The sequence below is a fragment of the Nocardioides marmoribigeumensis genome (assembly GCF_031458325.1).
Lineage (GTDB): Bacteria > Actinomycetota > Actinomycetes > Propionibacteriales > Nocardioidaceae > Marmoricola_A > Marmoricola_A marmoribigeumensis.
The window spans coordinates 4,428,733-4,440,796 of the sequence record NZ_JAVDYG010000001.1 but is presented as its reverse complement, the minus strand read 5'-3'; the positions used below and the strand labels follow the sequence as shown (position 1 = coordinate 4,440,796).

Annotated in this window: 10 protein-coding genes and 2 pseudogenes; 3 read left to right on the top strand and 9 right to left on the bottom strand. The window is 73.5% G+C overall.

All coding sequences use genetic code 11. From position 1 onward, the window contains the following. The 7 genes from J2S63_RS21245 to J2S63_RS21215 form a co-directional block, all read right to left on the bottom strand. The coding region (locus J2S63_RS21245) for an Ig-like domain repeat protein (protein WP_310306537.1) at positions 1-4,487 on the bottom strand (4,487 nt) is incomplete at its 3' end. A 7-nt stretch (positions 4,488-4,494) separates the two neighbouring features. Next, on the bottom strand, positions 4,495-5,004 hold the full coding sequence (locus J2S63_RS21240; protein ID WP_310306535.1) for a phage tail protein: 510 nt from the start codon (positions 5,002-5,004) through the stop codon (positions 4,495-4,497). 9 nt (positions 5,005-5,013) lie between these two features. Further along, positions 5,014-5,400 (bottom strand): DUF6916 family protein, encoded by a 387-nt coding sequence (locus tag J2S63_RS21235; RefSeq protein WP_310306533.1) that lies wholly within the window; start codon positions 5,398-5,400, stop codon positions 5,014-5,016. Between the two features lie 67 nt (positions 5,401-5,467). After that, entirely contained in the window at positions 5,468-6,064 is a 597-nt protein-coding gene (locus J2S63_RS21230) for an aspartyl/asparaginyl beta-hydroxylase domain-containing protein (protein WP_310306531.1), read from the bottom strand. Beyond that, complete coding sequence (locus tag J2S63_RS21225) at positions 6,042-6,989, bottom strand: sulfotransferase family protein (RefSeq protein ID WP_310306529.1); 948 nt, start codon at positions 6,987-6,989, stop codon at positions 6,042-6,044. The genes J2S63_RS21230 and J2S63_RS21225 overlap by 23 nt, the downstream gene beginning before the upstream one ends. Then, a complete protein-coding gene (locus J2S63_RS21220; RefSeq protein WP_310306527.1) occupies positions 6,980-7,180 on the bottom strand; it encodes a hypothetical protein in 201 nt (66 codons plus the stop codon). Before J2S63_RS21220 ends, J2S63_RS21225 begins: the two co-directional genes overlap by 10 nt. Next, complete coding sequence (locus tag J2S63_RS21215) at positions 7,177-8,586, bottom strand: WS/DGAT/MGAT family O-acyltransferase (RefSeq protein ID WP_310306525.1); 1,410 nt, start codon at positions 8,584-8,586, stop codon at positions 7,177-7,179. Before J2S63_RS21215 ends, J2S63_RS21220 begins: the two co-directional genes overlap by 4 nt. Positions 8,587-8,649: 63 nt before the next feature. On the opposite strand from J2S63_RS21215, the gene J2S63_RS21210 reads away from it, so the two are divergent. Genes J2S63_RS21210 through J2S63_RS21200 form a run of 3 tightly spaced genes read left to right on the top strand, consistent with a single transcriptional unit; the run spans position 8,650 to position 11,274 of the window. Next, positions 8,650-9,771 (top strand): FUSC family protein, encoded by a 1,122-nt coding sequence (locus J2S63_RS21210; protein WP_310306524.1) that lies wholly within the window; start codon positions 8,650-8,652, stop codon positions 9,769-9,771. A 17-nt stretch (positions 9,772-9,788) separates the two neighbouring features. Further along, a complete protein-coding gene (locus J2S63_RS21205; protein WP_310306522.1) occupies positions 9,789-10,211 on the top strand; it encodes a DivIVA domain-containing protein in 423 nt (140 codons plus the stop codon). Between the two features lie 16 nt (positions 10,212-10,227). Further along, positions 10,228-11,274, top strand: a complete 1,047-nt coding sequence (locus J2S63_RS21200; protein WP_310306521.1) for a DNA polymerase IV — start codon at positions 10,228-10,230, stop codon at positions 11,272-11,274. A 70-nt stretch (positions 11,275-11,344) separates the two neighbouring features. Here J2S63_RS21200 and J2S63_RS21360 read toward each other — a convergent pair. After that, positions 11,345-11,710 (bottom strand): annotated as a pseudogene (locus tag J2S63_RS21360) (outer membrane protein assembly factor BamB family protein); the annotation flags it as partial. Then, positions 11,697-11,948: pseudogene (locus J2S63_RS21365) on the bottom strand (hypothetical protein); the annotation flags it as partial. The pseudogenes J2S63_RS21360 and J2S63_RS21365, both read right to left, overlap by 14 nt. Positions 11,949-12,064 lie beyond the last annotated feature (116 nt).

Below are 12,064 nucleotides of genomic sequence, written 5' to 3'. Positions count from 1 at the left end.
TCGCCGTTGTCGCCGGACAGGGAGTCGGCACCGGTGCCGCCGAGCAGCAGGTCACGTCCGTTGCCACCGCGGAGCGTGTCGTTGCCCGCGCCGCCGACCTGGACGCCCGTGGCGTTGCCGCCGTTGAGCGTGTCGTTGCCGTCGCCGCCGTAGAGGAAGCGGGGGACAGTCAGGGTGCGGTCCATCGTGAGGGAGTCGTTGCCGGCCTGGCCGAGGACGATGACCCGGGAGATCCCGGTGAACGTCTGGGGTGAGCCGTTGCCGATCCTCACCACCAGCGCGCTCGAGGAGCTGCCCGGCTTGACGGTGATCGTGTCGGCACCGGCGGTCCCGCCGACGACCAGGGCCCGGCCGCTGCCGCACGGGTCGTCGACCACCTGGGTCCCGCTGACGGTGACGAGCACGTTCACGGTGCTGCTGGTGCCGGAGTCCTTGTCGGTCGCGGTCGCGGTCACGTCGTACACCCCGACCGAGGCGTAGGTGTGGGTGAGCGATGCGTTGGTCGTGCCGTCGGCCCAGTCGACGGTCCAGGTGAAGCCGGCCGCGGTGTCGACCGGGGACGGATCCGTCGCCGAGAGGGCCAGCGTGAGGGCCGTGCCGCGCGTGGCGGCCGCCGAGGCCGGCCCCGAGGCGGTGGGGGCGGTGTTGGTGACCGCGAGGGCGGCTCCGGACGAGGTGTCGGTGTGGCCGTGGCCGTCGCTCACCCGCACCGTGACGGTGAAGGAGTCGGGGCCGTCGTCGATCCCGAGGTCCTCGAGCTGGGTCCAGGTCAGCGTCGGCGTGGGCCCGGTGGCGTCGCCGTAGGTCCCGTCGCCGTCCACGTCCCAGCTGTAGGTGAGAGCGTCGTGGTCGGGGTCGCTGCTGCCCGTGCCGTCGAGCGACAGCGAGGCGCCCTCGGCCACGGAGTAGGGCCCACCCGCGTCGGCGGTCGGCGGCTGGTTGGCCGGTTCGACGGTGACCGTGAAGGAGCCCGAGTCGGCGCCGACGCTGTTGGTGGCGGTGCAGTCGATGGTGTGGCTCCCGATCGCGAGGGTGACCCCGCTGGACACCGGGGTCGCGCCCTCCGCGCACGAGACCGTCGGGGCCGGGACGCCGTCGGCCGTCACCGTGAAGGGCACCGACGCGGTGCCGGACCCCTCGGGGCTCTCGGTGACCGAGAAGTCGGCCGGCACGTGGATCACCGGGACGCTGCGCACCGTGATCGTGAACGAGTCGCTGTCGCTGTCGACGCTGTTGGTGGCGGTGCAGTCGATGGTGTGGACCCCGGCGGCGAAGGTGTCGCCGCTGGAGACCGGGGTGGTCCCGTCGAGGCAGCTGATCGTCGGGGTCGGGGTGCCGGTCGCGGTGACGGTGAACGCGACCGCCGCGCCCGCTCCCGGGCTCGGCTCGGTGACGGCGATGTCGGGCGGCACCTGGACCACAGGCGCGCTGCGCACCGTGATCGTGAACGAGTCGCTGTCGCTGCCGACGCTGTTGGTGGCGGTGCAGTCGATGGTGTGGACGCCGGCGGCGAAGGTGTCGCCGCTGGAGACCGGGGTGGCCCCCTCGAGGCAGCTGACCGTCGGGGTGGGGACGCCCGTGGCGGTGACGGTGAAGGTCACCGCGGCACCCGAGCCGGGGGAGGACTCGGTGACGCTCTTGTCCGCGGGGACGGTGATGACCGGGACGCTCTGCACCGTGATGGTGAACGAGGCGGAGTCGGTCCCGTTGGCGTTGGTCGCCGTGCACTCGACCGTGTGGACGCCGGCGGCGAAGGTGTCGCCGCTCTGCACGGTCGTCGCGCCGTCCTTGCAGACGACCGTCGGGGTCGGGGTGCCGTCGGCGGTCACGGTGAAGGGCACCGCCGCCCCGGCGCCCGGGGCGGTCTCGGTGACCGTGATGTCGGGCGGCACGTGGATCTCGGGCAGGTCGTCGACCGTGATCGTGAACGAGCCGGAGTCAGTGCCCTCGCTGTTGGTCGCGGAGCAGTCGATCGTGTGGGTGCCGACCGCGAAGGTGTCGCCGCTGGCGACCGGGACCGAGGCCTCGGTGCAGGAGACGGTGGGGGCCGGGTAGCCGTCGGCGGTCACCGTGAACGGCACCGACGCGCTGTCGGACCCCTTCGGATCCTCGTCGACGGTGATGTCCGCGGGCAGGTGCAACGTCGGGGCGGCCAGGGGGGCGACGCACCACCCGCCGAGCGAGCCGACGTCGCCCAGGGTGTCGTCGACGACGTACAGGCTCCACGTGCCGGAGCCGTCCGTGCCGCCGAAGGTGCTCACCAGCGTGTCGGTCCCGGCGGGAGCGGCGAGGCCGTAGGGCCCGGCGGGTGCAGGCGCCGCGAAGCCGTCACCGGTGCCGTTGTCGGTCGGTCGGAAGCTCCCGCTGGTCAGCGGTCCGGAGGACGGGAGGGCCGAGGCGGCGGAGTCACCGAGGACCAGCGTGGCGCCGCTCGTCGCGGTCGAGCCGACATCGGAGGCCAGGACCAGCGACTCCCCGCCCGGGCCGACGAGCAGCACGTCGAGGTCGTCCGGGTGCGTGTGGGAGAGGTTCTTCAGGGTCACCTCGAGGCCGGTCAGCGACCCGACGCCCGCCGGCAAGGTGATGTGGGACGGATAGACCGAGGCGTGGTCCGGCACGCCACCGGCTCCGCCGAGGATCGAGATCGTGCCGTTGTTGCAGTACTGCCCACCCGACGCGACCGTCGGGCTGTCGACGGTCTGTGTGAGGGACCCGCTGCTGAGGTTGAAGGCTCCGGCCGACCCGGAGTACTCCGCGGTGATCGTGTGCCTGCCCTCGGCGAGGCCCGACGTGGTCACGGAGGCCCGCCCGGTGGGGCCCAGTGCGACCGGCGAGCCGATCGTCGTGCTGCCGTCACGGAAGGTGACGGTCCCCACCGTGACGTCGGAGGAGTCCGCGGCCTTGGTGACGTGGGCGGTGAAGGTGACGTCGTCGCCCGCGGTCGACGGGTCGGCCGACGACGTGACGACGGTGGTCGTGGCCGGGTCGCTGCTCGTGGTGAGGCTGAGGCACCAGCCGCCGGACAGGGAACCGGCGTCGCCGAGCTGGTCGTCGACCAGGAACAGGCTCCAGGTGCCGTTGGGCGCGGTGCCGCCGAACACGGAGGCGAGGGTGGCCGTGCCGGCCGGGGCGGCCTGCTGTGGCGCGGCGGGTGCGGGAGCGGGGAAGGCGTCCGCACCGTCGTTCTGGTCGGTGGGCCGATAGGTGCCGGAGGACAGCAGGGCGGTGTCGGGCAGCGACGAGGCCGCGGCGTCGTCCAGGGTCAGGTTGACGCCGCTGACGGCGGTGGTGCCGCCGACGTCGGAGGCGATGACGAGCTTCTTGCCCGCGGGACCGACCAGCATGGCGTCGACGTCGTCGGGGACCGGGTGGGTCAAGCCCTTCAGCGTGGCGGTGACCTTGCTGATCGACCCGCTGAGGCCGGACACGGCGACGTGCGAGGCGTAGGGGTAACCACCCCCGCTGGTGCCCGAGCCCGGGACCGCGATCGAGCCGGTGTTGCAGAACGTGTTGCCCGTCTGGACCGTCGCGTTGTCGACGACCTGGGTGAGGGAGCCGTTGCTCGTGCCCCACACCGGGGTGCCGGAGTACGTCGCCCGGATGGTGTGCGCGCCCTCGCCGAGCGCGGAGGTGACGAACGTCGCCTGCCCGCTCCCGTTGACGGCGACGGGGCCGCCGAGATTGGTGCCGTCGCCGGCGAACTGGACCGTCCCGGCGTTGACCGTGGAGGTGCTGGTCACCGTCGCGGTGAACGTGACGGGGCTGCCCGTGGTCGAGGGGTTCGCCGAGCTGGTGACCGTCGTGGTGGTCGCGGTGGCGTCGGCGGTGGTGATGGCCAGGCTCCACCCGCCTGCGACCTGGCCGGCCGCGTCGCAGCAGAGGTCGTCGACGACGTAGAGGCTCCACGTCCCGTTGGGGCTCGTGCCGCCGAACGTGGTGTTGAGCCCACCCGCCGGGCCGCCGTCCCCGTTGGCGTAGGGCCCGGCCGGTGCGGGGGCGGGCCAGGAGTCGGTGGTGCCCTCGGTCGCGTTGGTCGGCTTGGCCGTGACCGTCGCGCCGGAGGCGCCCCAGGCGCTGCTCGGGGTGAGGCCGGAGGCGGCCGAGTCGTCGAAGACCGCGGTCACGTCGGAGATGCCGGCGCCGTTGGTGTTGCCGATGTCGGAGACCAGCACCAGCTTCTGGCCGGACGGGCTGACGAGCAGGACGTCGAGGTCGTCGGGGTAGTCGTCGGTGACGTTGCTCAGGGTCACGTTGACGTCGCTGATCGTGCCGGTCATGCCGGAGACGGCGATCTGGGACGGGTAGGGGCCGGCCACCCCCGGACCGGTGCCGACGCCGGCCGGGTCGTTGACCGCGATGGCCGAGGTGTTGCTGAAGGTGACCGTCGCGGCGTCGGCGCTGATGGGGAGCGCGACGACGCCGGCGACGGCGAGGAGCAGGGCGAGGACGGTGCCGGTCCCGGTCGGCCGGCGCAGGGGGATCGACATGAGGGCCTCAGTTCCGGGAGGGGTAGATGCCCTCGAGAGCGATGACCCAGCTGAGGGTGAGGTAGGGCTGCATGATGTTGTGCGGCTGGCCGTTGCCGGCGAGGCCCACGGCCTGCGGGTTCATCGTGCCGCCGTCCGGCGTCGTGCTGTAGGACCCGCCGGCCGCCGGGACCGCACCGTTGGGCCGGCTGGTCGTGGCGGCCGCGTTGGTCGAGCTGAGCAGGTGGTTGTGGGGTGGCATCTCGGAGACGATCAGCACGTGGCTCTCCTGGCCACCCACCTGACCGATCGTGTACGGCGAGAGCCCCGGTCCCTGCCCCTGGTGCACCGGCACCCGGCCCCGGAGGTCCGGGAGGGCGAACGTCGTCTGCCCGTTGCCGCCGTACTGCGTGCCGAGCAGGGAGAACAGGGCGGTGTTCTGGGCGATCGAGAGGATCTGCCCGTTGCAGAAGGCCCATCCGCGGGGCGCGAAGTTGAAGCCGACCAGCATCAGCATGCCGATGAAGGGTTCACTCACGAGGTGCTCCTAGAGGCGGTTGACCACGGCCAGGGCGTGGATGTCGGTGACGCCCCGGTCGACCGGGGAGAGGAACAGGGAGACGCTGCCGAAGCCGTTGCGCGACAGCGTCGTGGCGCCGGTGGGCGTGCCTCCGGAGGCGACGCGCAGGTCGAGGGAGAAACGGGTGACGGCACCGGCGGGCGCACCGGTGAGGTCGCCGATCGCGACGAGGACCGCGGTGGCCGTGCCGCCCTTCCAGCTCAGCGCGAAGGTCTTGCCGACGTGCGGCGACCAGGTCGAGCGGGAGTACGGGGAGGCGGCGGCCTCGGCGGGGGCAGCGAGGCCGGTGACGAGCCCGACGACGGGCACGAGGGCGCCGAGGCGCAGGACGGTGCGGCGGTCCAGCTCGGGCATGACCCCCCCAACATGCGATGGGAACTCGCCTCCGAGCAGGCGCGGCGCTGCTGCGTCGTCCCGGACGCTACGCCCGGTCCAGAGCAGTGACCAGGGACCTTTGGAACACCCGATCGAGCCATTCGTCGAGGCGGGCGTCGACGACGAGGTGGACCCGGGCCGCGGTCCCGTGGTTGGCGACGGCGTGCGGCTCGTTGACGTCGACGTACCAGCACTCGCCGGGTGCCATCGCGACCTCCCGGCCGGCGAGGCGGAAGCTCGCGCCCGGACCCGTGGTGACCGGGACGTGCAGCCGGACCTCCCCGTCGACGTAGCCGAGTCGGTTGTCGCGGTGCTCGGTCACCTCGGCCCCGGGTCCGAGCCGCAGCAGCCGGGCGCTGAGGACCGGGCACTCCAGGCCGGCCAGGAAGGCCGCGCTGCCGGGGCACTCGGCCAGCCGCGGGGTGGCCGTGGGCGGGGCGTCGGAGCCGGGCTCGGGGAACAGCCGGTCGGGGCGGCCGCCGACCATGACCAGGGGGACGCCGCTCCAGTCGCCGGAGTACTGCCCGGTGTTGAAGTGCGGCACCCAGGCGTCGTCCGGCAGCCGCCCGAGGTCGGCGACCAGTGCGCCCGCGTCGACGGGGAGGTCGAGGCGCAGGTGGTCAGGAGGGAGCAGCGAGCCCACGCAGAGCACGGTAGGCCGGAGTCGCCCAGGCGTCGACCTTCCGGCGCAGCTCGGGGGTGACCGCCGCCTGCTTGGCCGCGCGGTCGTCGGCATACAGCAGGTGGGGGTTCTTCCCGTGCAGGGCGTACGTCGACGCCACCGCCAGGCGGTCGTCGTCGGTGAGCGGGAGGCCGAGGTGGGCGAGGACGCGTGGGATTCCGGGGTCTGGCAGCTCGGCGTGGTCGACGACCAGGGCACGGTCGCCGGCCGCCCGGACCCCGTCGACCGCGCTGGCGAGGATCCGGCCGAGCACCGCCGCGGCGTGGTCGTCGAGGTCGAGGCCGGCGAGCGTGGCCGCGTCGATCCCGAGCCGCGAGGCCGTGAGGGTCCCCGGGACGACGTGCCACCCCCGGTGCCCGTGGTGGGACACGACGACCTCGGCGGGCTCGCGGCCGACGAAGACCCACGGCACGTCGGGGAACGCCGCGAGCAGGACCGGCAGGTCGAGCGCGGCCCACGCGTCCAGCTTGAGGACGTACGCCGAGCCGGCGTCCTCCGGCGCCATCGCCCGGACCAGCGCCCGCACGTCGCGGACCGGGTCGGGGGAGGAGGCGAGGACCGGCTCGAGCGCGGGCGGCTCGGAGAGCACCGTCGTCCCGGCCCGGGCGCGCAGGGCGTTGGCGACGAGGGTCGAGCCGCACCGCGAGAGGTGGAGGACGAGCCCGTCGGGGTCCCGGGCGCGGTGCGCGGCCCACTGCTCGACCTCGGCCACCGGGCAGCGCCGGCGCACGAGCAGGCGGAACGGGCTGCGCATCGCCCGCTCGAGCGTCTGGTCGAGGAAGGGCTCGTCGAGGCGCACCCCGTCGAGGAACGCCCAGTCGACGACGAGCCCGGACGGCTCGCGGTCCACGCGGACCGGCATCCACCCCCGCGTGGTCACACCCATCGCGAGAGCCACTCCCGCCGGCGTACGACGAGCGCGTCGAGGACCTCCTCGCGCGTGACCTCCACGCCGTACGACGGCGCGAGCCTAGCCAGGCGGAACGCGAAGGCGCCACGGTCCTCGTAGGAGGCCAGCTCCTCCCAGCACGACGGGTCGGCCGCGAGCGCGGCGGCGAGGTCGTCGACCGCGCTCATGCGAGCCCGGCGGCCTGCTCCAGTGCGGCCAGCTCGTCGTCGAGATGGGTGAGGAGGCGCTGCAGGCTCGGGGCCGTGCGGCGGCAGCCGGTGAGGCCGAAGTTCATCCGGCCGTCGTAGCTGGTGCAGGTGATGTTCATGGCCTGCCCGTGGTAGGGAATCGAGAGGGGGTACATCCCGTCGAGCCGCGCGCCGTTCATGTAGAGCGGCTTGCGCGGGCCGGGCACGTTGGAGATCACCAGGTTGAACGGCGGCCGGGTGAGGCCCTGCATGCCGAGCATCGGCATGAGCACGAGCGGGGTCACGCCGAGCGCGCTCATCGCCAGGATCTGGTTCTGGCTCATCGACCTGACGGCTTCCTTGCCGCTCCTGACCGACGCGTTGATCCCGGCCAGGCGCTTGCCGGCGTCGGGCTCGTCGGTGTGCAGCTTGACCATCAGCGTGCCGACCGCGTTGCCACCGTCGGCCGAGGCGTCGCCGGCCTGGTCGAGCTTGAGGCTCATCGGCACCATCGCCACGAGCGGCTGGGAGGGCAGCGCGTCGAGCTCGATCAGGTAGTGCCGCAGCGCTCCGGCGCACATCGCCAGGACGACGTCGTTGATCGTGGTGCGCGTGGCCTTGCCGACGGCCCGGAGGCGCTCGATCGGCCAGTCCTGGGCGGCGATGCGGCGCGAGGAGGAGATCTTCTGGTTGAGGATCGTCCTGGGGGCATAGAGCGCGATCGGCGCGGTGTCGTTGCGGACCCCACGGTTGAGCGTGCGCACCAGCGCGCCCGGCAGGCCGGCGGCGTCCGCCGCGATGCCGTACGCCGACCGCAGGGCTCCCAGCGGCAGCTCGAGGAGCCGCTCCCCGAGGGCGTCCTTCTCGGCCTCGATCTGCGTGGCCACCCGGCGCACCGCCCACGGCGGGGGGACGTCGCGCTTGTCCGGGTCGGTGCTCAGCGTCGCCTGGAGCAGCCGCATCGCCGAGACGCCGTCGACCAGCGCGTGGTGCATCTTGGAGTAGAACGCCGCGCGGCCGTCGGCCAGCCCGCTGATGAGGTGCATCTCCCACAGCGGACGGTCGAAGCCCATGCGCGTGCTGTGCAGGCGGCCGCCGAGCTCGAGCAGCTCGCGGATGCGGCCGGGCTCGGGCAGCGCGCTGAGCCGCACGTGGTGCTCGAGGTCGAACTGGTTGTCCTCGCGCCAGAACCACTGGCCGCCGGTCGCCACCGACCGCCACGGACGCTTGTGGAAGATCGGCGCGACCTCGGTGGTCTGCAGCGACTCGTCGTAGAGGTCGCGGATCCAGGTGTCGCTCGCGCCCTCGGGCGGGGTGAAGAGCTGGAGACCGCCGACGTGCATCGGGGTGTTGCGGGAGTCGGCGATCATGAAGCCCGCCGACGTCGGGTCCATCGGCACGGCCATGCGGACTCCCTGCTCTCGAGGCTGTCGACCTCACCCTAGGGGTGGATGCCCCAGGATGGAGCCGTGACGACTCCAGAACCCCAGGCCGGCCAGCCGTGGGAGCTGGTGTTCGCCCGCGGCCGGGTGTCCTTCGACATGCGGGTGCGCCGGCTGCGGTCCAAGTCCTGGCAGATCGGCCAGTGCGGCGTGGCGGCCGGGGTCGCGTGGTTCGTCGCCAAGAACCTGCTGGACCACCCCACTCCGTTCTTCGCCCCGATCTCCGCGGTGGTCAGCCTCGGCCTCACCTACGGACAGCGCCGGCAGCGCGTCGTCGAGATGACCATCGGGGTCGCCATCGGGGTGCTCGTCGGCGACCTGCTGGTGCACCTGATGGGCAGCGGTGGCTGGCAGATGGCGCTCATCGTGATGCTGGCGATGTCGAGCGCGATCCTCCTCAACGCCAGCGGGCTCCTGGTCACCCAGGCCGCGGTCCAGTCGATCGTCATCACCGCGCTCGTGCCGCAGAGCGGGCAGGCGTTCCTGCGCTGGACCGACGCGCTGGTCGGCGGCGCGGTCGCGCTGGTCGCCGCGACCGTCGTACCCCGGGCCCCGCTGCGGCGGCCCCGCGAGCAGGCCGCCTTCGTCGTCGGCCGGATCGCCCAGCTGCTCCGCGGGTCGGCGACGGCGATCCGCGACGGCGACCTCGACCCGACCCTGGAGCTCCTGCGCGACGCCCGCGCCACCGACGTGCTCGTCGACGAGCTGCGCCTGGCCGCCGACGAGGGTCTGGCCGTCGTGCGCTCCTCGCCGTTCCGGGTCCGGCACAAGGGCTCGGTGCGGCGGCTGGCCGACTACGTCGAGCCGCTGGACCTCGCGCTTCGCAACACCCGCGTGCTGGTCCGCCGGGTGGCGGTCGCGGTCTACCGCCGGGCGCCGCTGCCTCGCGCCTACGCGCTGCTGTGCGACGACCTGGCGGACGTGGTCGACGAGATGGCCGCCGAGCTGCGGGCCGACCGCACCCCCGCGTCGGTGCAGCCGCGGCTGGTGGCGCTGGCGCACGCGACCTCGGCCGTGGAGCGCAGTCACGACCTGTCGGCCGAGGTGGTCCTGGCCCAGCTGCGCTCGATCGTGGCCGACCTGCTGCGGCTGACCGGGATGGGGACGCTGGAGTCGACCGACGCCATTCCGCCTCTGCGGCCCGAGTGAGTGTCATGATCACTGGCGTGAGCGACCGCACCGACCCCGCGCAGGGCGGCGACGCCTCCGACCGGCGACCGCGCCGGGGTGACCGGGCGTTCAGGCTGGCCCGGTTCACCGCGCTGGGCTACGAGCGGGAGGCGGTCGACCGGTTCCTCGCCGAGGTGGGGCGGGCGATGAGCAGCACCCCGCCGACGATGGCGCCCTACGAGATCCAGGACGCGCGCTTCCCGGCCGTGCGGTGGTCGCGCGGCTACGACATGCGCGCGGTCGACGAGCGTCTGCAGGAGCTGCGCGACGAGCTGCGCGAGATCCACGGGGACGACGGGGTCGGCGAGGTCCAGGGCCACACCGCCGAGCGCCGCCACCGGCGGCTCGCCCTGACGATCTACGCCGTCGCCACGGTCATCGTGCTCGCGCTGGTCGTGGTCGCGATCCTCCAGCTCTGAGGGCGCGCCGCACCCCATGGGCGTCCCGGTCCTGCACGTCGACCTCGACCAGTTCCTGGTCGCGGTCGAGCTGCGGCGGCGGCCCGAGCTGCGCGGGCTGCCCGTCGTCGTCGGGGGTCGCGGGGACCCGACGGAGCGCGGGGTCGCCTCCACCGCGTCGTACGAGGCACGCGCCCACGGCGTCTCCTCCGGCACCCCGTTGCGTACGGCGGCCAAGCGGCTCCCTGCCGACGCGGTGTTCCTGCCCGTCGACAAGCCGGCGTACGACGAGGCGAGTGCGGAGGTGATGGCCGTCCTCCGCTCCTTCCCGGTCGACGTGGAGGTGCTGGGCTGGGACGAGGCGTTCGTGGGCCCGCACGACCCGTCGGTGGACCCCGGCGTGCTCGCCGAGGAGATCCGCTCGGCGGTCGTCGCGCGGACGGGGCTGACCTGCTCGGTCGGCATCGGCGACAACAAGCTGCAGGCCAAGCTCGCCACGTCCTTCGGCAAGCCCGACGGGGTGGGCCGGCTGACCAGCGACGAGTGGGCGGCGGTGATGGGCCCGCGGCCGGTCGACGCGCTGTGGGGCGTCGGGTCCCGCACGAGGCGGAGGCTGGAGGCCCTCGGCGTGCGCACGGTCGACGACCTGGCCGCCACCCCGGCGGCCGACCTCGCCGCCGAGTTCGGGCCGCGCACCGGACCGTGGCTGCGGCGGCTGGGGCGCGGGGCGGACTCCTCGCCGGTCGACCCGACCCCGTGGGTGCCGCGGGCGCACGGGCGTGAGGAGACCGTGCAGCACGACCTCGACGACTGGGACGAGGTGGCCGCGCTCGTGCGCCGGCTCGCCGCCCAGGTGGCCGACGACATCGCCGCCGAGGGGCGGGCCGCCGTGCGGGTGGCGGTCAAGATCCGCTACGTGCCGTTCGAGACCAAGCAGCGCACGCGCAAGCTCGCCGCCCCCGAGAGCGACGCCGCCGCGCTGGGCGAGGCGGGCGTCGCTCTCCTGGACGGCTTCGACCACGACCGCCGGGTGCGGCTGGTCGGGTTCCGTGCCGAGATGGCCGAGCCCGGCGCGACAGCGTGAACGCGTAGAGCTTGTCGTTCCCGCTGGTGAAGGGGGCGAAGACCGCGTATCCCGAGCCCCAGAACACCGTGCCCTTGGAGATCGCCGCGCCCGCGAGGCACGAGCCGCCGCTGTCGAACTGCCACAGGACCGCGCCGGTCGCCGCGTCGAAGGCGAACATCGTCCCGGCGTAGTTGAGCGTGCAGGCGTAGACCACGCCGTTGGCGCTGCTCACCATGCCCTGCGCGGAGTAGCCCGTGTAGGGGCCCGCCCAGCTCGGGTCGTAGGTCTGCCAGAGGATCGCGCCGGTGGCCGGGTCGAGCGCCGCCCACGAGCCGGGCTGGTCGAGCGCGCGGTGTCCCGGTCGAGCATCCAGTAGATGCCCGCCTTCTGGCCCGCGCGACGGTGTCGAACGGCGGGAAGCCGAGGCCGCAGTCGACGTTCCACACGTCGTCACTGAGCGCCCCGGTCGCCCAGCGCACCTGCCCCGTGCTGGCGTTCAGCGCGACGATGCTGTCGAAGTAGTCGTCCGGTGCCAGGCAGGCAGTCGGGTCGCCGGACCCCTCGAGGCAGGTCACCGCGGGAGGAGGCACCGAGTAGTTGTTGCCGGTCGAGACGTAGAGCGTGTCCCGCTTGGCGTCGTAGGACGGCGTGCTGCCCCAGACCCCGGCCCCGGAGTAGCCGGGGGGCGCCATGTAGGTCTTCCACAGGATCGCGCCCGTGTTGACGTTGAGCGCGAGCATCGAACCGCGGAACGAGCAGCACGGGTGGCCGCCGCCGACGGCCTGGGAGGCGTAGGCCTCCTCGTTGC